Raw genomic sequence first — 23,652 nt, 5'->3', positions numbered from 1 at the left:
AAGCAGGGTGGGCGGCTCGCCGTCCACCCTACGCGATGCGGGCATTCAGTCCCACGTTGGCGCGAAGTCCGGGCTGACGAGCCGCTCGCCCCGGTCCAGCGCGTCGATGGCGGCGATGTCCCGGCCGGACAGGATCAGGTCGCGCGCGCCCAGATTGCTGTCCAGGTTCGCGCGCCGCGTCGACGACGGGATCACCGCATGGCCCTTCGCCAGCGCCCACGCCAGCGCCACCTGGGCCGGCGTCGCCCGGTGTGCGCCTGCGATGCGGCGGATCGTCGCGTCGTCCAGCACCTTCCCGTAGGCGAGCGGCATGTACGCGGTGAGGTGAATGCCCGCATCGGCCATGAACGCGTCCAATGCGCGGTTCTGCAGGAACGGGTGCAGCTCGACCTGGTTCGTCGCGATATTCTGCGCGCCGACGGCGGCGATGGCGTCGGCCAGCCGCGCGATGGGGAAGTTCGACACGCCGACGGCACGCGTCAGGCCCGCCTCGCGCGCCGCGAGCAGTGCTTCCATCGATTCCGCGACGGGGACCGCGCCGCCCGGCGACGGCCAGTGGATCAGCGTCAGGTCGACGTAGTCGGTGCGCAGCCTGGCCAGGCTTTCTTCGAGGCTGGCGCGCAGGCGGCTTGCTGCCAGGTTCTCCGTCCAGATCTTGGTGGTGACGAAGACGTCGCCGCGTGCCACGCCGGATGCCGCGAGCGCCTGGCCGACCTCGGCCTCGTTGCCGTAGATCTGCGCGGTGTCGACGTGGCGGTAACCCAGTGCCAGGCCGGTGGCGACGGCGTCGATGGCCTGTTGCCCTTGCAGTCGGAAGGTGCCGAGGCCCAGCTGCGGGATGGTGGTGTGCATGAACACTCCTTGAAAACTCAGTGCATGGCGACGGCGCGTTCGCGGCGCGTCGCGTGGCCGGGTTGCGGCGCCGGATCGCGCCGGTCCAGCCAGCCGGCCAGCATCGTGAGGGCGAGGGCGCCGATGACGATCAGGCCGCCGATCCACGGCGTGTGCATCAGGCCCAGGTGCGCCACGATCAGGCCGCCGCCCCAGGCACCGAGGGCGATGCCGACGTTGAACGCGGCGATGTTTAGGCCAGATGCCACGTCCACGGCGCGTGGTGCGTCGATCTCGGCGCGGCGCACGACGTACACCTGCAGGCCCGGCACGTTGCCGAAGGCGACGGCGCCCCAGGCCAGCACGGTGACGAGGACGGCGATCTTGTTGGCGGCCGTGGCGTCGAGGACGAACAGCACGCCGGCCAGCAGCGCGAACACGATCTGCAGGGCGCGCACGGGACCCTTGCGGTCGGCCAGCTTGCCGCCCCAGATATTGCCGAAGGCGACCGACACGCCGTACACGAGCATCACGAGGCCGACGCTGGTCGGCGAAAAGCCCGCGACCTGTTCGAGGATCGGCGCGAGATACGTGAACGCGATGAACGAACCGCCATAGCCCAGGGTCGTCATCGCGTATACGAGCAGCAGGCGCGGTTTCTTCAGCACGGACAGTTGCGTGAGCAGGCCCGCGGGCGCGCTGCCGGCGGTGTCGCGCGGGACGAGCAGGGCGATGCCGGCGAACGCGATCACGCCGAGCAGCGCGACGGCCAGGAACGTCATCTGCCAGCCGAAACGCTGGCCGATGAACGTCCCGAGCGGCACGCCCGTCACGAGCGCCACGGTCAGGCCGCTGAACATCAGGGCGATGGCGCTGGCCGCTTTTTCCTTGGGCACGAGGCTCGTGGCGATCGTCGAACCGATCGAGAAGAACACGCCGTGCGCGAGGCCGGTGAGCACGCGCGCGGCCATCAGCGCGGCGTAACCGGGGGCCATCCACGCGGTCAGGTTACCGGCCGTGAACAGCAGCATGAGGCCGAGCAGCAGCGTCTTGCGCGGCACGCGGCCGGTGAGGGCGGTCAGTACGGGCGCGCCGATGGCGACGCCCAGCGCGTACAGGCTGACGAGCAGGCCGGCGGACGGCACCGACACGTGCAGGCTGGCGGCGATGGTGGGGATCAGGCCGACGATCACGAATTCCGTCGTGCCGATGGCGAAGGCGCTCAATGTGAGCGCCCAGAGGGCGAGAGGCATGGTGTTCTCCTAAAAGACCGTCGTCTGCGGCACTGCCGGAAACGACTTCCCGCGGAGGCGGAGCCCGATGTCGCTCGCGTTACGGCGATGCGGACAGTACCTGGGCCTCCGCCTGCGCGGGGGGCGACGTGGTTGATCGCGGAAGCGACATGGTTGATCGCAGGGCGACGTGGTATGGGTTCGAGGTCACATTGTCGTGGTCCGGCCCGCAAAGAAAAACCCGTCGCCGTACAATAGACTTTTGACCTGGGAGCAAAAATGCTGGACGTAGGGGCGTTGATCGCGTTCGTGGCCGTGATCGATACCGGCTCGTTTTCCAGTGCGGCGCAGCAGCTGGGGCAGACGCCGTCCGGCGTGTCGCGCACCATCGCGCGCCTGGAGCAGCAGCTGGGCATGACCCTCATTCACCGCACGACGCGCCGCCTCGACCTGACCGGGGAAGGCGCCTGGCTGCTGGAGCGCGCGCGCCGCATCCTCGCCGAACTGGAAGAGACCGAGAGCCAGGCCGCCCTCGCGCGCGCGCAGCCCGCGGGCATCGTGCGTGTGAACGCCGCCACGCCGGCGCTCGACCACCTGATCGCGCCGCTGTTGCCGGACTTCCTCGACGCCTATCCGCAGGTGCAGGTGGAGCTCGCGAGCGGCGAGACCGTCGTCGACCTGATCGAGGAAAAGGCCGACGTCGCGCTCCGCATCGGCCACCTGTCCGACTCCACCTTGAACGCGCGCCGCCTCGGATCGAGCCGCATCCGCGTGCTGGCCGCGCCAGGCTACCTGGAACGCCACGGCGGCCCCGCGCGCGTCGACGACCTGGCGAGACACCGCCTGATCGGCTTCGCCGCGCCGGCGTCGCTGAACACGTGGCCGCTACGGGCGGGCAGCGAAGAGGGCGTGCGCATCGCGCCGCACGTGACGGCCACCAGCGGCGGCACGGTCCGCCAGCTCGCGCTTGCGGGCGCCGGCATCGTCAGCCTGTCGGACTTCCTCACGCGCGCCGACATGGCCGCCGGCCGTCTCGTGCCGCTGCTGGAAGACGCCGCGCTGCCCTGGACCCAGCCCGTGTGGGCCGTGTTCTACAAACAGGGCGCGCTGGCGCCGCGCGTGAAGGCGCTGGTCGATTTTCTCGCCGCGCGCCTGGCAGACAGGCTGGAGCCCTGACGCTTTTCCATCCACTTTGTGAAGGACCATGATGACAGCTATCACGACGAAGGACATCCTCCGCATCGCGGCGTTCTCGGACGGCGACGCCGGCGGCAATCCGGCCGGCGTCTGGATCGGCCCCGCGCTGCCCCCGGTCGACGAGATGCAGCGCCTGGCTCGCGCGGTGGGCTATTCCGAAACGGCGTTCGCGGCAAAGGAGGGGGCGGGTTGGCGCGTGCGCTATTTTTCGCCCGCGTCCGAAGTGCCGTTCTGCGGCCACGCGACGATCGCGCTCGGCGCGGCACTGGCGCAGCGAGAGGGCGACGGGGTGTTCGCGCTGACCCTGAACGCGGCCGCCATCACGGTCGAAGGGCGGCGTGAAGGCGCGCGCGTGGCGGCCGCGCTGCAGTCGCCGCCCACCTGGAGCCGGCCGGCCGAACCCGACCTCGTCGCGGACGCCTTGTTGTTGTTCGGTTACCACGCTGCGGACCTCGACCCGCGTATTCCGCCCGGCCTCGCGCATGCGGGCGCGAACCATCTCGTGCTGGCGCTGGCCGGCCGCGACCTGCTGGCCGCGATGCGCTACGACCTGGACGCCGGCCGCGCGCTGATGGCACGCCACGGCCTGACGACGATCGTGCTGGTGTGGGCCGAACACGCGCGCAAGTTCCACACCCGCAATCCGTTCGCCAGCGGGGGCGTCTACGAAGACCCGGCCACGGGCGCGGGGACGGCGGCGCTGGCCGGCTATCTGCGCGACATCGGCTGGCCGCACGGCGGCGCCATCGACGTCGTGCAGGGCGAGGACATGGGGATGCGGTCGTTGCTGCACGCGGAAATCGGCCGGGAAAAAAGCGGTTCGATCCGCGTCAGCGGCACGGCGCGTCGATTGTCGGACGATTAATTTCCTTGATCATGATTTACTGAAAATTGAAATAGGGGCAAAAGACACGCTTTTTCGACAATTTGTTAACCCCTGCAACGTTGATAAAGTTTAAAACGGAATTTACGTTTCTGAACATCAACTCAGGAGTCAACATGGAAATGCGCCTCCCCGGCGTCCTTCGCCCTACCCACGTCGCCGCCGGCGTCCCGGGCAAGCTGACGGAACGCCTGCCTTTCACGATCCGGCGCGTGGACAACGAGGCCGACCTCTGGAAGGCCGTCCGCGTGCGCCATGCCGCCTATGCACGCCACGTCCCGGACTTCGCGCGCCAGCTGGCCACCCCGGAAAGCTCTGACTACGGCGACGACGCAATCGTTTTCCTGGCCGAGTCCAAGCTGGACGGCGCCCCGCTGGGCACGGCCCGCATGCAGACGAATCTGCATGAGCCGCTGCACGTCGAGGAGTCCGTCGCGCTGCCGGACTGGCTGCGCGACCAGCCGCTGGCGGAGATGAGCCGCCTGGGCGTGGACAACGGCCGCATCGGCCGCATGGTCAAGACGGCGCTGCTCAAGGCCGGCGTGATGTACTGCCAGCGCAACGACATCGCCTGGGCCCTCGCGACGGGCCGCGCGCCGATCGACCGTCAATACGAACAGCTGACCTTCGTCGACGTGTTCCCGGAAGCGGGTTTCGTCCCGCTGCGCCACGTGGGCAATATCCCGCACCGCGTGATGGCCTTCGACATCGCGACGATCGAAGCGCGCTGGACGGCTGCCAAACACCCGCTGCTGGACTTCTTCTGCCACATCCACCATCCGGACATCGACGTCAGCGGCCGGGCGGGGGTGCGGCCGCCGCATCCGAGCGCGAAGGGGACCAATGTTGCGTGGCGTGCATCGGATCGGTATGAACTGGTCGCCTGATTCAATAATTGCATGACGGCATTACTGTAAAGCTGTATCCTTGCGAAACGATATCGGCCACCCGCGCCGCGGGGCCGCGCTACCAGCCTCGCAGATACTCATGCAATTCACATCATCCGGCCGCTGGAAACTGCCGGGCCTGGCGCAGTTCGCGTTGGACCTGACGTTCCGGACGTTCGCTTATTACCTGATTCCGATCACGATCGGCGTCGTTTCCATCGTGGCCCTGTTGTGCTGGGACAGCCAGTACGTGTCGGGCAGCAGCGATGCGCGCGATATCCGCGTCGTGCGCGAAACGGATCCCCTGAGCCCGGCCGCGGCCAATGCCCGCCTGCGCACCGCCATCCCGGTATCGTACTTCGACACGCAACTGTCGGAAGCGCCGGTGTGGTTCCGTTTCAGCACCCACCCGCGCGCGCCCGGCAGCATCTCCGGCGACGTCATTGAATTCCCGTCGCGCCACGCGGTCGATATCGCCTGCTGGGACGCGAGCACCTTGCAGTCGCTCGGCACGGCCACGCGCGAGGCGGGCACGCCCTATCTGTACGCGGCGAAGGCCGGCTTTGCCCTGCAACCGGCCGAGCTGCCGCGCGAGATCCTGTGCCGCGGCCGCTTCGCCGGCCCTGCGCGCGTGAACGTCGTGCAATGGCCGGAGACGCAGTTCGACCTGTCCATCGAAGGCTACCACCGCAAGTCGGGCCTGCTCGACGGCGGCATGATCGTGCTGTCGCTGTTCGTCCTGATCACGGCGCTCATCAACCGCCAGCCGCTGTACGTGCTGTTCTCCGGCTGGCTGATCCTGAATCTGCGCATCGCCGGGCTGTCCGCCGGCTGGGACACCCAATGGCTCGGCATGACCGTGCCGCCGCAATGGATGTTGCTGGGCCGCTCGCTGACGATCGCGCTGTACGGCGTGTCCACGCTGACGCTGTACCAGGCCTTGTTCCGCGAAGAGCTCGTCAAGACGCGCTGGGCGATCCCGCTGCGCATCACGCAATGGGCGTGCATCCCGCTGCTCGTCGGCGCGGTGACCCTGCCGTACGGGAGGTTCCTGCCGATGCTGTGGGTGATCATGGCCTTCGGCTTCTCGCTGATGACCCTGGGCCTGCTGACGATCATCCTGCGCTCGCGCAACCGCGTGGCCGGCTGGTTCGCGGCCTCGTTCGCGCTGACCTATGTCGCGTCGCTGGCGGAGGTCGTGTCGGCGGCGCTCGGCATGCACCAGGTGCTGAACGTGATCAACAGCGTCACGGCGGCCCTCGCATCGAGCCTGCTGGCCGCGCTGGCCGTGGCCGAGCAGATGCGCATGGAAACGCAGAAGCGCAGGGAGGCCCAGGAAAAGCTGGAGCATGCGTACGAGGCGATGCCCGTCGGCCTGTTCACGCTCGACATGTACGGCAACATCGTGAGCGCCAACCCGGCCATGCGCAAGATGCTGGGCATGACCGAGATCGTCCCCGGCCGCACGGCGTGGAAGCAGTTCTTCGCCGACAGCCTGTGGACGGAATTGCTGGAACAGGTGCACGTGCGCAGCGAGGCCGAGATGCAGATCGTCAGCCGCGACGGCGCCCAGCGCTTCATGGTCAGCGCCACGCTCGCGCGCGGCCGCGTGGAGGCCGTGCTGCAGGACGTCACCGAACAATACCGGGCCACGGAGCAGCTGCGCTTCATGGCCAACAACGACCCGCTGACGAAGGTCTACAACCGGCGCGGCATCGAAAAAGTCTTCGACGGCGCCGCGCAGTTACTCAACGCGGGCAAGCCGCTGGCGCTGGCCTACATCGACCTCGACCGCTTCAAGCTGATCAACGACCTGTTCGGCCACGCGGCCGGCGACGAAGTCCTGAAGCAGGTGTGCGAGCGCATGGAACTGACCCTGGCCGGCGGCCAGAAGATCGGGCGCGTGGGCGGCGACGAATTCGTGATCGTCATGCCCGAGACCGCGATCCCGCTGGCGTCGCTGATCTGCCGCGGCATCGTCGACCGCATCGGCGGCACGCCGTACCGCGTGGGCGACAAGGCGTTCCACGTGCGCGGGTCCGTCGGCCTGATCGAGGTGTCGCCGGGCATGCCGATGAAGGATGCCGTGTCGACCGCGGACCGCGCCTGCCGCGAAGCGAAGGGCGGCCACATGGACGGTCTCGTCGTGTACGAGCGCGGCTCGAACGCGTTCCAGGAGCGCGCCAACGAGCTGAATCTCGTCGCGCGCCTGTCCGGCCCGGACGCCACCGAGGGCATGTTCCTCGAGATGCAGCCGATCATGTCGCTCTCCGCGCCGTATGAATCGCTGAACTTCGAAGTGCTGCTGCGCATGCGCGAGGCGGATGGCCGCGTGTCCCCGGCCGGCCCGCTGATCGCCGCCGCCGAGAAGAGCGGACGCGCGGGCGTGATCGACCGCTGGGTGCTGTCGACCACGCTGTCGTGGATCGAGAACCACCTCGAGTCCCTCGTCAACACGCGCTTCGTGTGCATGAATCTGTCCGGCGCGTCGCTCAACGACGAGCGCTTCGTGCAGGACACGCTCGACATCCTGTCGCGCTACACGCACGTGGCGAGCCGCCTGTGCATCGAGATCACGGAAAGCGTGGCGCTGCACGACCTGGACAACACGCGCCGCTTCATCGACCAGGTGCGCAACTTCGGCGTGAAGGTGGCGCTGGACGACTTCGGCGCGGGCTATACGTCGTTCTCGTACCTGAAGGAATTGCCGGCGGACGTGCTCAAGATCGACGGCAACTTCATCGTCAACATCAACGCCCACCCGGCCAACGTCGCGATCGTGGAAGCGATCGTCAACCTGGCCGCCAACCTGGGCATGCGCACGATCGCCGAGTGGGCCGAGGATGCGGCCACGATCCGTACGCTGGCCGAGATCGGCGTCGATTACGTGCAGGGCTATGCCGTGGCGCGCTCGCAGCCGCCGGAAAAACTGCTGGCCGCGAGTTCATCGGCGAGCTTCATCCAGGGCGAGGACGTGCTGAAGCTCGTGCGCACGCTGGGCGGGTCGGCCAACGAGCCGGAGCTGCTCGGGTTCGCGTCGTTCGACGATCACCTGCTGTAGGGCGAACGGGAAACCCGTCCACCCTACCTAATTCAACCCGGCCAGGCGTGGCCGCGCATCCTGCAGCATCAGCATGCGCCGCGCTTCCTTCAAGGTGGCGATGTCGCGCGCCAGCTTCGCGGGCGCCGCGAGGTTCGGCTTCTTCCACGCCACGCGGGGCAGCTCCGCCGCGGGCAGCACGTGGCGCTGGGGCGGCGTGTCGCGCGCCACCGGCACGGCGGCGGAACCGGACGCGCAAGGCTGGTCCGTCAAGGTGACGTGACCGTTGCTGTCCACACATTTGACGATCTCGCCGGCCATTGCCGGCGCCGCCAGAACCGCGGCGGCAATAATGCTCAGCAGTCTAACTGGGCGCTTCATGATGTTCTCCTGTGCTAGGCTCGAATGGTGCCCGTCGCGGCCGGTTCGATCTGTTCGGTGCCTCACCCTGTCCGCATCAAACATCGACCGGCCCGGCCGAACCTTTGGCCGGTGCGTTGTTCCAACCGTTGGGCCATCCTGTTTCACACGTTCGAATAAATCCAAAAAGGACCGACGATGGAGAAACTTACCCGACGCACCTTCTTCAAGGCCGCGGGCGCCACGGCCGCCGCGCTGACGGCCAAGGCCCACGCACTCACCCCCGACGACGCCCGGCACGGCCACGGCGCTGCGCCCGCCGCCACGGGCGCGTCCGCGCAGGCGGCCTATCTGTACTTCCGCCCCGACGAGGCGCGCTTCGTCGAAGCGGCCGTGGCGCGCCTGATTCCGCTCGACGCCAACGGTCCCGGCGCGCTCGAGGCCGGGGTGCCGAACTACATCGACCGGCAGCTGGGCGGCGCGTGGGGCGCGGGCGAGCGCCTGTACCGCAGCGGCCCGTGGCAACCGGGCCTGCCGGGCCAGGGCTACCAGCTGCCGTTCACGCCGGCCGAGCTGTTCCGCAATGCCCTCCGCGCCATCAACGACGACGTGCAGAAGCGCCGCAACACCACCTTCGACAAACTGCCCGGCAACGAGCAGGACGCCTACCTGGAAAGCCTGCAGACCGGCAACCAGAGCCTCAATGGCGTGCCCGCCCACACGTTCTTCGAATCGCTGCTGGCGCTGACGATCGAAGGCTTCTTCGCCGACCCGATCTACGGCGGCAACAAGGACATGGCGTCGTGGAAGATGATCGGCTTCCCCGGCGCCTACGCGAGCTTCTACCACCTCGTCGACCAGCACGGCGTCCTGTTCACGCGCGCACCCATGAGCATGGGCGAGGACAACCGGCGCATGATCCACATCCAGCCCGTGGCGGCGCAGCCCAAGGCCGTCGGCCCGAATCCCGTCGTCGCGGACAAGAAGAAAGGAGGCAAGTGATGGCCACACGCCTCAAGGAAGTGGATGCGGTGCTGGTCGGCGTGGGCCTCGTCGGCACGATGCTCGGACGCGAGCTGACGAAGGCGGGCCTCAAGGTCGTCGGCCTGGAACGCGGCAACGCGCAGTTCACGGTGCCCGATTTCCAGGGGCCGCACATGCACGACGAACTGCGCTACTCGGTGCGCAAGGCCTTCATGCAGGACAACACGAAGGAGGCCATGACCTTCCGTAACAACGTGAACCAGGTCGCGCTGCCGATCCGGCGCTGGGAAAGCTTCCTGCCCGGCACGGGCCTGGGCGGCGCGGCCGTGCACTGGAACGGCCAGACCTACCGCTTCCAGGACGATGAATTCAAGATACGCAGCCACACGGAGCAGCGCTACGGCAAGGGCTTCATCGACCCGGAACTGACGGTGCAGGACTGGGGCGTGACGGCGGCCGACCTGGAACCGTATTACGACCGCTTCGAATACCTGCTGGGCACGAGCGGCCAGGCCGGCAACGTCAAGGGCCAGAAGATCGCGGGCGGCAATCCGTTCGAGGACCCGCGCTCGCGCCCGTACCCCACGCCCCCGATGAAGGAACCGTACGGCGCCGCCATCTTCCGCAAGGCCGCGGCAAGCCTGGGCTACCACCCGTTCCCGCAGCCGTCGTCGAATCTCAGCCAGCCATACACGAACCCGGAGGGCCTGACCCTGCAGGCCTGCATGTTCTGCGGCTATTGCGAGCGCTACGGCTGCGAGCACTACGCGAAATCGTCGCCGCAGACGATCCTGCTGCCGGTCCTCCTCAAGGACAAGAACTTCACCTTGCGCACGCAGTCCCAGGTGTTGCGCATCAATCTGGCCCAGGACAAGAAGACGGCGACGGGCGTCACCTACGTCGACGCGGCGGGGCACGAATTCGAGCAGCCGGCCAAGCTCGTCATCCTGTGCTCGTTCGCATTGAACAACGTGCGCATGATGCTGCTGTCCGGCATCGGCCAGCCCTACGATCCCAAGACGGGGCAGGGCGTCGTGGGGCGCAATTACGCGTACCAGACGATGAGCGCCGTGCAGGTGTTCTTCGACGAATCCGTCAACATCAACCCGTTCATGCGCTCGGGCGCGAACGGCACGCTGATCGCGGACTTCGTCGGCGACAACTTCGACCACGGCCCGCACAAATTCATCGGCGGCGCCTATTTCGGCGAACTGATGACGAACGGCCGTCCCATCGAATTCCACCCGACGCCGCCCGGCACGCCGGCGTGGGGCGCCAGGTGGAAAGAGGCCGTCGTCCGCCACTACAACCACACGTCCGTGCTGAACGTGCACGGCAGTTCGATGGCCAGCCGCAACAACTACCTCGACCTCGACCCCACGTACAAGGATGCGTGGGACCAGCCGCTCCTGCGCATCACGTTCGACTTTCCCGCGAACGACCTGCGCATGTCGGCCTACGTCACGGACAAGGCGCTCGCGGTCGGCAAGGCGATGGGCGGACGCCAGGTCGTCGGCGCCGGGCGCAAGGGACCGTACACCGTGACGCAATACCAGACGACGCACAACACGGGCGGCACCGTGATGGGCCTCGACCGCAAGACGAGCGTCGTCAACCGCTACCTGCAAAGCTGGGACGTGCCGAACCTGTTCGTCATCGGCGCCTCGAACTTCCCGCAGAACGCCACCTACAACCCCACCGATACGGTCGGCGCGCTGGCGTACATGGCGGCCGAGGCCATCGTCAACCGCTATCTCAAGGCGCCCGGTCAGGCGTTGGTGCAGGCATGAAGACGACGACGCTTTTCCTCGCGCTGGCGCTGCTCGCCGGTTGCCACCACGGCGCCAACGACGTGAACCGGGCCCAGGGGGCGCATCCGCCGGCGCCAACCGCCGCGCATCCGGCCCCCGCCCAGCCGGGCGCCGAGGGCGGCGCCGGCGGCCTGGCCCGGCAAAATGCGGGCGGCGGCGAAGCCAATGCGCTCGGCGTGCCCGGCGCCGCGGCGGCGCCGGCGCAAGGCCAGCCCGACGTGCAGGCGGGCCAGCAACTGGCCGCGAGCGGCACGCAGAACGGCGTCACGGCCTGCGTCGGCTGCCACGGCGCGCAGGGCGAGGGCAATGCGGCGGGGGACTTTCCCCGCATCGCCGGCCAGTCCGCCGCCTACCTGGGCAAGCAACTGGGGGCCTATGCCAACGGCGCGCGCGTGAACCCGATCATGCAGCCCATCGCCAAGGCGCTGAACGCGCAGCAGATCCGCGACGTCAGCGCGTATTACGCGTCGCTCGGCGATGCACCTGCGGCCGCGGCGGGCGGCGCCAGGCCGTCCGCCGCCGGCCCCGACCGCGGCCGCACGCTGTCGGCCATCGGCGACAGCGCGCAGGGCGTGCAGGCCTGCGCCAACTGCCACGGCCCGGGCGGCGTCGGCAACCCGCCCGCGTATCCGTACCTGGCCGGCCAGCATGCGAACTACCTGACGGCCGCGATGGCGGCGTGGAAGAACGGCGCGCGCAAGACGGACAGCAGCGGCCAGATGACCCACATCGCCCAGGCGCTGGCGGATGTGGACGTGGCGGCCCTGTCTGCCTACTTCAGCGCGCAGCCGGCACCGCCGTCGGCTGCCAAGTGGGTCAATATCCCGGCCGGTTGCAGCCAGCGTCCCGTCGTGGCGGCTGCCGCCGACGCCCCGGGACCGCGCGGTGCCGGCGGGGCGACGGTGCGCGGCATGGGTACCGAGCAGGGCGCGGCGACGTCGGGCGGTTCGCAGGGACCGGGCGGTGGCGGCGGCACGCAAGGCACGCAGCCGCAGCAGGAGACGTCGCCGGTACGCCGTTGATGGCGCGTGGAATCCGCGCGGCGCGTCACGCGCGGGCTTCCACTTCCGTGGGCACGGCCGCATCCTCGCGATGCGCCCGCGCGCACATCACCACGCCCGCGATCAGCAGGGTCAGCGCGAGTCCTTCGAGCGGCGTCGGCCGGCGGCCCTCCCACAGATAGCCGTACAGCGACGCGAAGATGGTCTCGAACACGATCATCTGCCCCGTGAGGGCGAGCGGCAGCGCGCGGCTGGCGATATTCCACAACCCATTGCCCAGCACGGAGCAGAACAGGGCCATCGCGCCGATCAGGCCGGCGAAACGGGCCCAGTCCGCGCCCGCGTGGACGAGCGTGTCGCCGTAAAAGGCGGGCACGGCCAGCACGATGGCTTCCAGGCCCGTGATCGAGCCCGTCAGCAGGCTCCAATCCTGCGCCGACACGTGGTCGAGCCGCGCGAGCCAGCGGCTGTTGCTGACGGCATAGGTCGTCCATGATACGAGCGCGCCGCCCGCGCACGACAACCCCGTCAACGTCCCCCAGCCGGATGCGCCCAGCGATTGCCAGCTGATGCACACGAGCCCGGCCGCGCTGCAGGCCAGCGAGGGCAGCAGCGCGCGCAACGCCGGCGCATGGCGCTCGCGGCTGCCGACGAGGGTGACGGCGAGCGGCAGCAGGCCGATCACGAAGGCCGTCATCGCGACGCCGCCGAGCCGCACGGCCTGCGCGAGCAGCACGTAATACAGGATATTGCCGATGAAACTGAGCCACGCGAGAGCGCGCCATTCACGCCACCCGAGCGCACCGTTGAGCCGGCGCCAGGACGGCGCGATGAGCACGACGGCGACGAGGCCATAAGCGAGGTAACGGCCGGCGGCCAATTGCAGCGGCGGAAAGTCGGCAGCCAGCTTGGGCGCGAGGAAGACGAGTCCCCAGAAGGCGCCGGCGACGATGCCGGACGCGATGCCGAGGAGGGTGTTGTTGGCGGTCACGGTGGTGCTCCAGTGCGGAAAGCGACCATTGTCGGGGCCGCGGGGCGCGCCGTCTTGTCGCGGACTCCTGGGATATTGACAAAATCTCCTCTAGAAAATTGCTACTTGGAAATGTTAAGATCTAGCATCGCGCACGTCCCCGTCTCGCGCGACAACGTATTGCCAAAAGTTTCGCAGAATGAGCACGCCAGTCAAACACGCCGGCCCCGAGAGCGGGCCACGGTTCAACTATCTCGTTTGTCTCGACATCGTGGTCGTAGCGTGTATCCTTGTGGTGGCGGGCCGTCCCGACGGCCTCGCGATCACGTTAAGCGCCGTCATCTTGGCGGCCTGCGCGATGGTCTATCGCTGTTCGCTGAGCATCCGGTCGTACACGGCGTCCAAGGGCCGCGCGCCGGCGCCGCCGCAAGAGGTCGACCGCAAGTTCAGTCCAGCGACGTATATCGCTCCGGTCGAGAACACTTCGGAACGCGAGTCCAAGGGCAGGTCCTGGCTGCGCGAATCCGATTAGCAACAGCAGAGGAAACATCATGGCGAAGAAAGAAGAACTCGACGAAGAAACGCTGGCGTTCATCCACTGGTGCATCGAAGTGGAAAAATTTCTCGTCGCGGGCGGCGCCACCGTCCAGCAGGCGCAGGACCATATCGAAGAGCAGGTCGAATGGTTTACCGATCAGTATTACGATGACCTGACGCCGGAGGAGGCTGCCAAGGCGGCGCTGGCCTGACGCCACCGGACCGCGCACGCCGGTACGCCCCCGGCGTCAGCCCCGTCGCATCGCGCAACGCCCGCGTCAGCGGGCTCTGGTCGGAGAAGCCGGCCGCCAGCGCGATGTCGGCGATCGGGCGCGCCGTTTCCGTCAGCCATGCGCGGGCGCGCGACAGGCGGATGTCGCGCAGCCATGCGTGCGGGCTCGTATCGAGCTCCGTGCGGAACAGGGCGTGCAGGCGGCTGACGCTCAGCCCGGCACTGCGCGCCATCGTCTCCGTCGTCCACGCGAGGCCGGGCTCCGCGTCGACGCGGGCCAGCAGGGCGGCCAGACGGGACGCAGGGCGGGGCGCATCCAGCGCGAGGGTGTCGAGCAGAAGCGGCACCCAGCCGCCCAGCAAGGCCGGCTGCGCGCGCATCATCCCCATGAATTCGATCAGCTTGCGGGCGCCCGGGCCCAGCGTCATGAACGGGCGTTCCAGCAGGCGCGCCCAGGCCGGGTGCGACATCGCGCCGGCACCGACGTCGAGGATCAGCGATTCGTTGGGACCCTCGGCGCGCTGCGCGTGCCAGGCGCCCGGCGCGACGCAGGCGCCGCGCAGCAGGTCCAGCCGGTCCTGCCGGCCTTCGATGTCGAGCAGCACGGTGCCGCCGAGGGGCAGCACGAGCTGGGCGTAATCGTGGCGGTCGGCGCCGAGGTCGGCGCCGTAGCTGCGCACGTGGAGAGCAGAAACATCCATGCGCGCCAGTCTAGCACCGATGGCCTCGGGTGATTGTCCGACCAGGCCTACACGTCGACGGGAAAAAAATTTATCAGGCTGCCCCTTGCAGGCGCGGCCGCCGTCCCAATTTGCCATTCTGTTACAGCGCCCGGTCGCTGGTCTCCTCTGTCTCCTCCAAGTGCAAACTTGGATTTACCGCCTGACGCAGCGATGCGCGGGCGGTTTCTTTTTGGCTGTGTTCGCGCTTGTTGCGCAACCAAATTGCGGACACGGCCGGCCCACGGCCCCTGCCCGAAGGGCAATGCATTCGGCGCGATGCGCGATGCCGGCGAGCCATTCCCGCAGCCGGGCCAGGTCGGCGGCCGATAACGTGACCGCCGACAACATCGCGAACAATTCGTCGAACGTCAGGCCGCGCATCGTACCCCTCATGAGTTTACTCGACGATGCGTTTGACCTCCACCACGCCTTACAGTTCACATAACTAATGCGCACACAGCCTTCTTGTTGGCGCAGCCGCCGCGCCCGGTCAGCCCGGCCCGGCCGCGGCGCGGCAATCAGCCCCGGTTCGGATTGTTGGGATGCGCGTCCTCACGGTTCGGGATGCCGTCGCCGTCTCGGTCGCCGCGGCGCCAGCCGCCGCGCTCCATCACCCAGTGGCCGTCGCGCTCGACCCACTTCGGCACATGGTAGACATAGCCGCGGCGCTCGCGCAGCCATTTGCCGGCGACCCAGACGTGGTGGCGGTGGCGCCATTCCCAATGACCCGGCGCCCAGACGTAACCGTGGCGCGGCGCCGGCACCTGTTCTTCGCGTGGCGGCGGCGGTGCGGTGCGGATGACGATATCGGCGCTTGCCGGCAGCGCGACGCCGCCGAGCGAGCCGGCGACCAGGGCGGCAATGAGCAGTCTTTTCATCTTGGCCTCCTCGAAAGTGGTTGTAGGCCGACTGTACTGCCGCGTTGCCGGCACAACCGTGCGGCGTCTCGCTTATTGCGTCGATCGTCGCCGCAACTTTCCCGGTGTGCTGGAGGAACTCAGCTGGCCAAAGGCAAGGCGAACTGCAGCATGAGCCCGCCGCCGTCGCGGTTGCGCAGGGTGAGCTCGGCATTGTGGCGCGTGATCACGCGCTCGACGATGGCCAGGCCCAGGCCGGCGCCGTTGGCCTGGCCGCGGGCGCTGTCCAGGCGCGTGAATGGCCGCAGCAGCTGCTGAATCTGGTCGTCCGGAACGCCGGTGCCGTGGTCGTTGATCTCGACGATGGCGCGGCGGCCGTGGCCCGTCATCTTGACGTGCAGGGCGATGTCGATTTCCGTCACGTCCGCGCCCGGCGTCTTGCCGTAGCGCCGGGCGTTTTCGATGACGTTGTTGATCACGCGGCGCAGGTCCGTCGCGTTGCCCATCACGTGGATGTCGGGGTCGATGTCGGTCGTCGTGCGCACGTCCGCGATGCGGCCCGCCTCGCGCGCGCAGTCTTCCAGCAGCTCGGACAGGTTGACCGCCACGAACGTCGCGCTTTCGGTGGGACGGGCGAAGTCGAGGAACTGGCCGATGATGGCGTCCATCTGGGCGATGTCGGACTGCATGCCGGTGCGGGCTTCGTCAGACAGCGGCGCCATCTCCACTTCCAGCTGCATGCGCGCGAGCGGCGTGCGCAGGTCGTGCGAGATGCCGGCCAGGATGATGGCGCGGTCTTTTTCCAGCTGCTGCAGGTCTTCGACCATCTGGTTGAAGCTGCGGTTCGCCTCGATGATCTCGCGCGATCCTTTCTCGGGCAGCGGGGTGGGGCGCTTGCCCTGCGCGATCGAGCGCGCGGCCGCCGTCAGGCGCGCCAGCGGCAGGTTCACGAGGCTGGAAATCAGTGCGGCGCCCAGCAGCGACAGCACGCCGACGACGGTCGCCCAGCCGAGCCACTGCACGCGCGTGAGGCCGGGCAGCTTGTCGCGTTCGAGCATGAGCCAGTACTTGTCGCCGTCGATGTCGAAGCTGACCCAGAAGCCCGGGATGTCGTTCACCATGCGCGAGAAGCGGGTGTCCGGCCCCAGCTTGTCGCGCACGATGGCGGCCACTTCCGGCATCAGCGAATTCGGCGGCGGCGGTTCGACCGTGTCCGTCGGCTTCACGTCGTAGATGCGGATGCCTTCGTTCGACACCAGTTCGAACAGCAGCTCGCGCCGCAGATCGGGCGCGGAGTGCGTCAGCGCGGCCTTCGTGATCGTGACGACGGAGACGAGCAGCTCGGCCGTCTGCTCGACCTGCGGACCGCGCTGGAACACGTTGAGCATGCCGATCCACGAGGCCATCGACAGGCCCGTGAGCACGGACAGCAGGAAGAAGGTGCGCCAGAACAGGCCGCTCTTCATCCTGCCGAAAAGACGCGGCATGGCTTGTTCCTTCGGGGTCGATGCGGACACTAGCGCGGCTGGCCTTCAGGAATGAATACGTAGCCCAGGCCCCAGACGGTCTGGATGTACAGCGGGCTCGAAGGATCGGGCTCGATCAGCTTGCGCAGGCGCGAGATCTGCACGTCCAGCGAGCGGTCGAACACTTCGTATTCGCGGCCGCGCGCCAGTTCCATCAGCTTTTCGCGCGACAGCGGCTGGCGCGCATGGCGCGCGAACACCTTCAGCACCGAGAATTCGCCCGTCGTCAGCGGCACGGTCTCGCCGTTTTTCTTCAGCGTGCGCGTGCCCAGGTCCAGCACGAAGTCGCCGAACTCGAAGGTCTGCGGCGTCTCGCTGGGCGCGCCCGGGATTTCGTCCGGACCCTTGCGGCGCAGGACCGCGTTGATGCGGGCCACCAGCTCGCGCGGGTTGAACGGTTTCGGCAGGTAGTCGTCCGCGCCCATCTCGAGGCCGACGATGCGGTCGACGTCCTCGCCTTTCGCGGTGAGCATGATGATCGGCGTCTGGTCGCCGGCGCCGCGCAGGCGGCGGCAGATCGACAGGCCGTCCTCGCCGGGCAGCATCAGGTCGAGCACCAGCAGGTCGTAACGCTCGCGCAGCCACAGCTTGTTCATCGCGGGCGCGCTTTCCGCCGTCACGACCTGGAAGCCCTGTTCCGTCAGGTAGCGGCGCAGCAGGTCGCGCAGGCGCACGTCGTCGTCGACGACCATGATCCGGGCCGAGTGGCCGCCATTCGCGCCGGGGGTGCCGGCATTCGAGCTCGTTGCATTCATCGTTCTGGTATTTGTCAGATTAATGTCGCTATGGTAACGTCATATGGCTCGACGCCAAGGGGGTATCGTTGAGCCATTACATTGTGTTACAAACTTTACCCATTTCGCCTTATGCCCGGAGTCGATTCCTCATACACTGGCCTCATCGAATCGCAGCTGAATCATAGCTCACCCTACAGCTTACTCCTAACACGGCATCGCGAATGAGGAACACCATGAACAGTGCGTTCACACCCCACCACGCAGCGAAAAAGGCAGGCCGCCTTGGCCGCTTTGCTGTGCTGGCGTGCGCCCTGGTGCTGGGAGCCGGAAGCGCGTTTGCCCAGCAACACGGTGAGCGCCGGGACGACCGCGGCGACATGCAGCAATCGCCGCGCTTCCGCCTGCCGCCGCAGCAGGACCGCGACCAGCGCGACGACATGCGCGCCCTGGAGGAACAGCGCCGGGCCCAGCAGATAGAGCAGCGCGAACAGCGCGAGCAGCAGCACGAGCGCCGCAGCGGACGCATGACGCCGGACGAACGGCGCGACCTGCGCCGCCAGATCAATGAAGCGGGCATGGACCTGTACCCGCAGCGCCGCTGATCAAGCCGTCAAATTTTGCCTTGCATCAACTTAGTTGCCAGTTGTTTATTTTTCTCTGACAACATGATACGCTAGCCGGATTCGCCCCGGCCCAGCCCATGCCGTGGCATCAACCGCACGGAGCGTATCGTGACTACTGATTCTCCCGCCGCGTCGCACTCGCACGCAACGGCGACCCGGATCGCCGCGACCGGCCCCGAGCATTGCATCGCCCAACGTGACGACGGGATCCATGCCGATCCGTCCGTGCTCGGCACCACGCTGATCGCCGCGATCGACAATGTCTACCGCGCGGGGAATTACTTCGTCGGCGTCGATTACCCCATCCTGATGAAAGCCTTGTTCGGCCACGGGCCCGACCTGCCGCGCGGGCCGGACGGCGATATCGTCGTGCGCATCGCCGCCGACATCCAGCCGTTCGATCCGGCGCGCCGCGCGCTGTACCGCGCCGCCAAGATCGGCCGCGGCTATGCCGAATACTATTTCGAACCCGTCTGGCTGCCCGATCCGGACGATCCGGAGGGCGAGGGCCTGCCGACCCGTCTCGACGTCGACGAATTCATTGCCGACATGTGGGGCAAAGGGATCCGCTTCGGCCTCGACCTGCCCGCCATCCGCGCCGCGATCGCCTCGAACAAGGCCGACCGCGTCACGATCGCGCGCCAGTGCGATCCGGTGCCGGGCGAGGACGCGCACATCGTCGAAGTGTCCGACGACATCCACCGCAACGACGCGCCGCTCGAACTGGCCAACGGCCGCCTCGACCTGAACAGCTTCCAGAACCGCTTCCCGCAGATCCAGCCCGGCATCCGCCTGCTCGAAAAGCGCCCGGCCACGGCCGGCACGACGGGCTTCGAGATGTCCGGCAGGCCGCTGCCGCCCAAGCCGGGCCGCGATACCGATCTCGCGCCGTATGCGGGCGCGGGCACGAAGGTCGAGCGCACGCCCGACGGTGAATTCCTCGTCTCCAGCCAGGCCGGTTTCCTGATGGTCGACGCGAAGACGAGCCGGATTTCCGTCGACGAGAAAGTCGTCAGTCACGACGGCGTCAGCGCCAAGACGACGGGCAACCTGAACCTGACGGGCGACTACGAGGAGTTCGGCGAGGTCCAGGAAAAGCGCGTGATCGAGGCCGACAGCATCACCGTGCACGGCGACGTGTTCGGCAGCCTGGTCTCGCGCGGCGGCACGATCGTCATGCAGGCGAACCTCATGGGCGGCAGCGCCCGCAACGCGCGCGGCGACATCCACGTGCGCGGCGTCGCGTCCGCCGCGATGCTCAGCGCGGAAGACGGCAGGATCGTGCTGGAGCGCGCCGAAAGCTGCGTCATCGCGGGCACGCGGGTCGAGGTCGGGCATGCCGTCAATTGCGAGATCGTCGGCGATGAAGTCGTCATTGGCATGGCCGAAGGCTGCGCGCTAGCGGGCCGGCGCGTGACGGTCGAATGCAGCATGCCGCGCAAGCAGAGCGAGATGCTCGTCGCCGTGCTGCAGGCGGAAGGCCGGCAGCTCGACGAGGTGATCGCCGCGGTGACGCAGCGCGTGGCGCAGTTCGGCGCGCTGGCCGCGCAGCTCAAGGCGGCGATGGACGCCATGACGGGCAAGCCGGATGTGCGCCGCTACCTGATGCTGGCTGCGCGCGTGCGCAAGGGCGAGCTCAATCTGTCGCCCGAACAGACGCGCCAGTTCCAGAAACTGGCGCAGGACGTGGGGCCCGCGCTGAAGGCGATCACCGACGTCTCCGCCAAGATCAAGGCCGCGGAGGCCGAGCAGCAGGCCGGTACGGGCATGCTCGCGAACCTGGAGGCGCAGCGCAGCGACGCCGCCAGCGTCTCCGGCGTGACGATCCAGTCGGTGCAGGGCGAGACGCAGGTGCGCATCCTCGGCTACAGCCCGGCCGGCGGACAGCCGTACCTCTGGACGCCGCGCGAGATCCGCACGCGCCTGCGCGGTCCGCAGGCGGGCGAGCTGCTGTTCATGGGCGGCGCAGGCACGTTCGCGTGGAGCAGCGACGCCGTGCCCGCCGCCGCGCCTACCGCCGCGTAAAGGTCCCCGGCGCCCGCGCGAGGGCATATACTTGTGGGCGGCCGCGAGGCCGCATTCAACGCGAATCCACACAAGATAAGAGGGGAAACCTTGAACAACATGCGTTCCATTCACCAGCGCAGCCCGATCGGCGCGCTGGTCGCTGCACTGTGCGCCGGTGCGCTGCTCGCCAACCCGGCAAGCGCCGCAACCAAGGCCACGAACACCAAAGCCAAACCGACCGTGCTTGATGCCGAACGCTTCGTCGCCGAGTCCGAAAAGAAGCTCGACCAGCTGGGCCTCGACGCCGGCCGCGCCGAGTGGGTGGCCGAGAACTTCATCACGCTCGACACCGAGATGCTGACGGCGCTGGCCAACGAACAATACCTGACCGCCAGCGGCGACATCGCCCTCAAGGCGCGCCGCTACAACGGCCTGAAGGTCTCGGAAGCGAGCGCCCGCAAGCTGATGCTGATGCAGCAGTCGCTGATGCTGGAAAACGCCGACGACCGCGCCGCCTATGCGCGCTTGGCCGCCAGCATGACGGGCGCGTACGGCAAGGCCAAGTACTGCCCGCCCTCAGCTGCCAATCCTTCCGCGGGCGCCGTGAAGCCGGACTGCATGCCGCTGGGCGAACTGGAAAAAGTGCTGGCCACGAGCCACGACCCGGCGCGCCTGAAGGAAGTCTGGCTCGGCTGGCACGCCCAGTCGCCGGCCTACAAGCAGGACTACGCGAAGTACATCGACCTGTCGAACAAGGGCGCCCGCGCGATGGGCTATGCCGATACCGGGGCCCTGTGGCGCTCGCGCTATGACATGGCCCCTAGTGCCTTCGCGGCCGAGATGGAACGCCTGTGGCAGCAGGTGAAGCCGCTGTACGACTCGCTCCACACCTACACGCGCTACAAATTGCGGCAGGCCTACGGGCCCGATGCCGTGCCGGCCGACGGCCCTATCCCGGCCCACCTGCTGGGCAATATGTGGGCGCAGAGCTGGGATAACCTGTACCCGATCCTGAAGCCGGCGGGCCTGGAGAAGGGCGCAGACCTGACGGCGCTGCTGGAAGAGCGCAAGGCGAGCGCCGTCGAGATGACGCGCTATGCCGAAGGCTTCTACACGTCGCTGGGCATGCAGAAGCTGCCGGCCACGTTCTGGGAACGCTCGCTGTTGACCAAGCCGCGCGACCGCGAAGTCGTGTGCCACGCCTCCGCCTGGGACCTGGACGGCAAGGACGACGTGCGCGTCAAGATGTGCATCACGCCGACGGCCGAGGACTTCCGCACCATCCATCACGAACTGGGCCACCTGTACTACGACCTCGCATACAGTACCCAGTCGCCGCTGTTCAAGAACGGCGCCAACGACGGCTTCCACGAAGCCATCGGCGACACCGTCGCGCTGTCGATCACGCCGGCCTACCTCAAGAAGATCGGCCTGATGAACACGGACCCCGATCCGAAGCAGGAGATCGGCCCGCTGCTGTACACGGCGCTGCAGAAGATCGCGTTCATGCCGTTCGCGTACAAGGTCGACAAGTGGCGCTGGCAGGTCTATGGCGGCCAGGTCAAGCCGGCCGACTACGACAAGGCCTGGTGGGCGCTGACGGAGCAGTACCAGGGCGTCTCGCGTCCCGCGCCGATGGTCGACGGCGGCTTCGATGCCGGGGCCAAGTTCCACGTCGCCAGCGACACCCCGTATGCCCGCTACTTCCTGGCCCACGTGCTGCAGTTCCAGTTCCACCGCGCGCTGTGCAAGGAAGCGGGCGATACCGGGCCGCTGTACCGCTGCTCGATCTACGGCAACAAGAAGGCGGGCGCCAAGTTCCAGCAGATGCTGGCGATGGGCACCAGCAAGCCGTGGCCGGAAGCGCTGAAGGCCGTCACGGGCTCGGAGAAGATGGATGCGACCGCGATGCTCGAATACTTCGCGCCGCTCAAGACCTGGCTGGATGAGCAGAACAAGCAGCTGGCGATCGAAGACGCGAAGCTGAAACGGTAGGGTGGACGGCTTGCCGTCCACGCGTCGAATCATCGGTTGATGAGCCGTGCGGTGTCATGCGGCGGCTGGACGCGTGGACGGCGCGCATGCCGCCTCCCTGCACGCGTTCGCGGTGTAGCCGTCCACCCTACGCGGTCTCCGCCAATGCCGCGTAACACTGCGCGGCCTCCGGCGGCAGCCCCGCGAACAAGGCATCGTCCGCCTCGTCGAGCAAGCCCTGCTCGACGAGCATCCGCACCTTCCCGAGATAATCCGTCAGCTTGAGCAACCGCCCCAGCGGCGACACCGGCGCGCCGCGCCGCAGTGCTCCCTGTTCCAGCAGCGCCTGCGCCACCGTGTCGGGAAAATTCCATTCGCGCGCGATGCTCGCGCACAGGCGGCGCGTGTCGCGTGCCAGCTGGGCCAGGAAGACGTCGGAGCCGAGGCGCTCGCCGTCCTGCGCCGTCTGGTCCATGATACGCAGGCTGACGATCAGACCCACGTTCTGCAACAGGCCGGCCAGGAACGCGTCGAACGGCTCGATGCCGCTGCCTGACGCCTGGCGCGCGGCCATTGCGCAGCGCTCCGAATGCGCCCACAGGTGCGGCGCCAGGCGGCGCGTGTAGAACCCCGAATGCATGTCGATGATGGGCCGGAACGCGACCGTCGTGATCAGCTGGCGCAAGCCTTCCTGGCCGATCAGGATCACCGCGTGTTCGACGCTCGTGATCGAATTCCCCGTGCCTTGGTAACAGCTGTTGGCGAGGCGGACGACGGCCGCCACCAGCACGGGGTCGGATGCGATCGTGCGCGACAGCGCGCTGCCCGAGAACGTCTCGCTGCGCAGGCTTTGCAGCAGTTGCGGGATGAGCCCCGGCATGCGCCGCACGAGCGCCGCGCCGGACTGCTGCGAGCCGACGATCGCGGCCAGCGCGTCCAGCACGCGCGTCTCGGCATCAAGGAGTTCGAGGCCGCCGTCGGCGCGGTCGAACAGCCAGGCGTTCCAGGCGCCGTTGACCCGCTCCAGCTGCTCGAACGAGACGGGGGCCGTACCCGGTTGCGCCGGCGCGGGCGCAGGCGGCGGGGACGCGGGCGGCGGGACGGGCGGTGCATCGACCACGGCGGCGGGGGCCGTCTGCGGTTGTTGCCCGACGGTCGGGCCGGAAATCAAGCGGTGCAGCCACCGGAACATCGTCATCCCCTTTAGGTCAATTCCGAACATTGTACGGGCGTAAGCGCGC

22 protein-coding genes are annotated in these 23,652 nt (G+C 68.0%); 12 read left to right on the top strand and 10 right to left on the bottom strand.

Annotation, left to right across the window (positions count from 1 at the left end; genetic code table 11):
- Window positions 1–45: 45 nt before the first annotated feature.
- Window positions 46–852, bottom strand: a complete 807-nt coding sequence (dkgB, locus tag BVG12_RS10780) for a 2,5-didehydrogluconate reductase DkgB (RefSeq protein WP_075792379.1) — start codon at window positions 850–852, stop codon at window positions 46–48.
- Between the two features lie 17 nt (window positions 853–869).
- On the bottom strand, window positions 870–2,084 hold the full coding sequence (locus tag BVG12_RS10775) for an MFS transporter (protein WP_075792378.1): 1,215 nt from the start codon (window positions 2,082–2,084) through the stop codon (window positions 870–872).
- 258 nt (window positions 2,085–2,342) lie between these two features.
- On the opposite strand from BVG12_RS10775, the gene BVG12_RS10770 reads away from it, so the two are divergent.
- From BVG12_RS10770 to BVG12_RS10755, 4 genes are all read left to right on the top strand, one after another.
- The gene (locus BVG12_RS10770) at window positions 2,343–3,239 is read left to right on the top strand and encodes a LysR family transcriptional regulator (RefSeq protein WP_075792377.1); all 897 of its coding nucleotides are present in this window, start codon (window positions 2,343–2,345) and stop codon (window positions 3,237–3,239) included.
- Window positions 3,240–3,267: 28 nt separating this feature from the next.
- Window positions 3,268–4,125 carry a PhzF family phenazine biosynthesis protein gene (locus BVG12_RS10765; RefSeq protein ID WP_370662835.1) on the top strand — a complete coding sequence of 286 codons (858 nt, stop codon included), beginning with the start codon at window positions 3,268–3,270 and terminating at the stop codon, window positions 4,123–4,125.
- Window positions 4,126–4,259: 134 nt separating this feature from the next.
- On the top strand, window positions 4,260–5,030 hold the full coding sequence (locus tag BVG12_RS10760; protein ID WP_075792376.1) for a hypothetical protein: 771 nt from the start codon (window positions 4,260–4,262) through the stop codon (window positions 5,028–5,030).
- Between the two features lie 100 nt (window positions 5,031–5,130).
- A complete protein-coding gene (locus BVG12_RS10755; protein WP_083684899.1) occupies window positions 5,131–8,091 on the top strand; it encodes a putative bifunctional diguanylate cyclase/phosphodiesterase in 2,961 nt (986 codons plus the stop codon).
- Between the two features lie 27 nt (window positions 8,092–8,118).
- Here BVG12_RS10755 and BVG12_RS10750 read toward each other — a convergent pair whose 3' ends face one another.
- Window positions 8,119–8,451: a DUF4124 domain-containing protein gene (locus BVG12_RS10750; protein ID WP_075792375.1), complete on the bottom strand. Its 333-nt coding sequence runs from the start codon at window positions 8,449–8,451 to the stop codon at window positions 8,119–8,121.
- Between the two features lie 177 nt (window positions 8,452–8,628).
- Between BVG12_RS10750 and BVG12_RS10745 the strand changes: the two genes are divergently transcribed.
- From BVG12_RS10745 to BVG12_RS10735, 3 genes are read left to right on the top strand one after another with little or no spacing between them, the layout of a single operon-like run.
- A complete protein-coding gene (locus BVG12_RS10745; protein WP_075792374.1) occupies window positions 8,629–9,432 on the top strand; it encodes a gluconate 2-dehydrogenase subunit 3 family protein in 804 nt (267 codons plus the stop codon).
- Complete coding sequence (locus BVG12_RS10740) at window positions 9,432–11,204, top strand: GMC family oxidoreductase (RefSeq protein ID WP_075792373.1); 1,773 nt, start codon at window positions 9,432–9,434, stop codon at window positions 11,202–11,204. Before BVG12_RS10745 ends, BVG12_RS10740 begins: the two co-directional genes overlap by 1 nt.
- Window positions 11,201–12,247 (top strand): c-type cytochrome, encoded by a 1,047-nt coding sequence (locus BVG12_RS10735; protein WP_075792372.1) that lies wholly within the window; start codon window positions 11,201–11,203, stop codon window positions 12,245–12,247. The genes BVG12_RS10740 and BVG12_RS10735 overlap by 4 nt, the downstream gene beginning before the upstream one ends.
- 25 nt (window positions 12,248–12,272) lie before the next feature.
- Here the strand turns inward: BVG12_RS10735 and BVG12_RS10730 are convergent, their stop codons facing one another.
- Entirely contained in the window at window positions 12,273–13,217 is a 945-nt protein-coding gene (locus BVG12_RS10730; protein WP_075792371.1) for a DMT family transporter, read from the bottom strand.
- Window positions 13,218–13,395: 178 nt separating this feature from the next.
- Between BVG12_RS10730 and BVG12_RS10725 the strand changes: the two genes are divergently transcribed.
- Window positions 13,396–13,728: a hypothetical protein gene (locus BVG12_RS10725; RefSeq protein ID WP_156895607.1), complete on the top strand. Its 333-nt coding sequence runs from the start codon at window positions 13,396–13,398 to the stop codon at window positions 13,726–13,728.
- Between the two features lie 19 nt (window positions 13,729–13,747).
- Window positions 13,748–13,945, top strand: coding sequence for a hypothetical protein (locus BVG12_RS10720; protein WP_056436405.1), 198 nt, complete (start codon window positions 13,748–13,750; stop codon window positions 13,943–13,945).
- Here the strand turns inward: BVG12_RS10720 and BVG12_RS10715 are convergent.
- The 5 genes from BVG12_RS10715 to ompR form a co-directional block, all read right to left on the bottom strand.
- Window positions 13,884–14,666 (bottom strand): helix-turn-helix transcriptional regulator, encoded by a 783-nt coding sequence (locus tag BVG12_RS10715; RefSeq protein WP_075792369.1) that lies wholly within the window; start codon window positions 14,664–14,666, stop codon window positions 13,884–13,886. The two genes, BVG12_RS10720 and BVG12_RS10715, sit on opposite strands and share 62 nt — an antisense overlap.
- Window positions 14,667–14,840: 174 nt before the next feature.
- Entirely contained in the window at window positions 14,841–15,068 is a 228-nt protein-coding gene (locus tag BVG12_RS33990) for a hypothetical protein (protein WP_156895605.1), read from the bottom strand.
- 137 nt (window positions 15,069–15,205) lie between these two features.
- Complete coding sequence (locus BVG12_RS10710) at window positions 15,206–15,565, bottom strand: YXWGXW repeat-containing protein (protein ID WP_075792368.1); 360 nt, start codon at window positions 15,563–15,565, stop codon at window positions 15,206–15,208.
- Window positions 15,566–15,684: 119 nt separating this feature from the next.
- A complete protein-coding gene (locus BVG12_RS10705) occupies window positions 15,685–17,031 on the bottom strand; it encodes a sensor histidine kinase family protein (RefSeq protein WP_075792367.1) in 1,347 nt (448 codons plus the stop codon).
- Window positions 17,032–17,060: 29 nt separating this feature from the next.
- Window positions 17,061–17,825 carry an osmolarity response regulator transcription factor OmpR gene (gene ompR, locus BVG12_RS10700; RefSeq protein ID WP_036230457.1) on the bottom strand — a complete coding sequence of 255 codons (765 nt, stop codon included), beginning with the start codon at window positions 17,823–17,825 and terminating at the stop codon, window positions 17,061–17,063.
- A gap of 215 nt (window positions 17,826–18,040) precedes the next feature.
- Between ompR and BVG12_RS10695 the strand changes: the two genes are divergently transcribed.
- From BVG12_RS10695 to BVG12_RS10685, 3 genes are all read left to right on the top strand, one after another.
- Window positions 18,041–18,409 carry a hypothetical protein gene (locus BVG12_RS10695; protein WP_156895604.1) on the top strand — a complete coding sequence of 123 codons (369 nt, stop codon included), beginning with the start codon at window positions 18,041–18,043 and terminating at the stop codon, window positions 18,407–18,409.
- A 129-nt stretch (window positions 18,410–18,538) separates the two neighbouring features.
- Window positions 18,539–20,455 (top strand): flagellar assembly protein A, encoded by a 1,917-nt coding sequence (locus tag BVG12_RS10690; RefSeq protein ID WP_083684896.1) that lies wholly within the window; start codon window positions 18,539–18,541, stop codon window positions 20,453–20,455.
- Between the two features lie 99 nt (window positions 20,456–20,554).
- Window positions 20,555–22,432 (top strand): M2 family metallopeptidase, encoded by a 1,878-nt coding sequence (locus BVG12_RS10685; RefSeq protein WP_075792366.1) that lies wholly within the window; start codon window positions 20,555–20,557, stop codon window positions 22,430–22,432.
- Window positions 22,433–22,559: 127 nt separating this feature from the next.
- Here the strand turns inward: BVG12_RS10685 and BVG12_RS10680 are convergent, their stop codons facing one another.
- Complete coding sequence (locus BVG12_RS10680; protein WP_075796298.1) at window positions 22,560–23,603, bottom strand: HDOD domain-containing protein; 1,044 nt, start codon at window positions 23,601–23,603, stop codon at window positions 22,560–22,562.
- Between the last annotated feature and the right edge of the window lie 49 nt (window positions 23,604–23,652).

This window comes from Massilia putida, assembly GCF_001941825.1.
Taxonomy (GTDB): Bacteria; Pseudomonadota; Gammaproteobacteria; order Burkholderiales; family Burkholderiaceae_D; genus Telluria; species Telluria putida.
Note: the sequence above shows the minus strand (reverse complement) of the source record. Positions and strands in the feature narration are given on the sequence as shown.

Excerpts from the sequence above, each read along its gene's own strand:
- dkgB (WP_075792379.1), bottom strand. The coding sequence starts at position 852 with ATGCACACCACCATCCCGCAGCTGGGCCTCGGCACCTTCCGACTGCAA.
- BVG12_RS10775 (WP_075792378.1), bottom strand. The coding sequence starts at position 2,084 with ATGCCTCTCGCCCTCTGGGCGCTCACATTGAGCGCCTTCGCCATCGGC.
- BVG12_RS10770 (WP_075792377.1), top strand. The coding sequence starts at position 2,343 with ATGCTGGACGTAGGGGCGTTGATCGCGTTCGTGGCCGTGATCGATACC.
- BVG12_RS10765 (WP_370662835.1), top strand. The coding sequence starts at position 3,268 with ATGATGACAGCTATCACGACGAAGGACATCCTCCGCATCGCGGCGTTC.
- BVG12_RS10760 (WP_075792376.1), top strand. The coding sequence starts at position 4,260 with ATGGAAATGCGCCTCCCCGGCGTCCTTCGCCCTACCCACGTCGCCGCC.
- BVG12_RS10755 (WP_083684899.1), top strand. The coding sequence starts at position 5,131 with ATGCAATTCACATCATCCGGCCGCTGGAAACTGCCGGGCCTGGCGCAG.
- BVG12_RS10750 (WP_075792375.1), bottom strand. The coding sequence starts at position 8,451 with ATGAAGCGCCCAGTTAGACTGCTGAGCATTATTGCCGCCGCGGTTCTG.
- BVG12_RS10745 (WP_075792374.1), top strand. The coding sequence starts at position 8,629 with ATGGAGAAACTTACCCGACGCACCTTCTTCAAGGCCGCGGGCGCCACG.
- BVG12_RS10740 (WP_075792373.1), top strand. The coding sequence starts at position 9,432 with ATGGCCACACGCCTCAAGGAAGTGGATGCGGTGCTGGTCGGCGTGGGC.
- BVG12_RS10735 (WP_075792372.1), top strand. The coding sequence starts at position 11,201 with ATGAAGACGACGACGCTTTTCCTCGCGCTGGCGCTGCTCGCCGGTTGC.
- BVG12_RS10725 (WP_156895607.1), top strand. The coding sequence starts at position 13,396 with ATGAGCACGCCAGTCAAACACGCCGGCCCCGAGAGCGGGCCACGGTTC.
- BVG12_RS10720 (WP_056436405.1), top strand. The coding sequence starts at position 13,748 with ATGGCGAAGAAAGAAGAACTCGACGAAGAAACGCTGGCGTTCATCCAC.
- BVG12_RS10715 (WP_075792369.1), bottom strand. The coding sequence starts at position 14,666 with ATGGATGTTTCTGCTCTCCACGTGCGCAGCTACGGCGCCGACCTCGGC.
- BVG12_RS33990 (WP_156895605.1), bottom strand. The coding sequence starts at position 15,068 with ATGCGCGGCCTGACGTTCGACGAATTGTTCGCGATGTTGTCGGCGGTC.
- BVG12_RS10710 (WP_075792368.1), bottom strand. The coding sequence starts at position 15,565 with ATGAAAAGACTGCTCATTGCCGCCCTGGTCGCCGGCTCGCTCGGCGGC.
- BVG12_RS10705 (WP_075792367.1), bottom strand. The coding sequence starts at position 17,031 with ATGCCGCGTCTTTTCGGCAGGATGAAGAGCGGCCTGTTCTGGCGCACC.
- ompR (WP_036230457.1), bottom strand. The coding sequence starts at position 17,825 with ATGAATGCAACGAGCTCGAATGCCGGCACCCCCGGCGCGAATGGCGGC.
- BVG12_RS10695 (WP_156895604.1), top strand. The coding sequence starts at position 18,041 with ATGAACAGTGCGTTCACACCCCACCACGCAGCGAAAAAGGCAGGCCGC.
- BVG12_RS10685 (WP_075792366.1), top strand. The coding sequence starts at position 20,555 with ATGCGTTCCATTCACCAGCGCAGCCCGATCGGCGCGCTGGTCGCTGCA.
- BVG12_RS10680 (WP_075796298.1), bottom strand. The coding sequence starts at position 23,603 with ATGTTCCGGTGGCTGCACCGCTTGATTTCCGGCCCGACCGTCGGGCAA.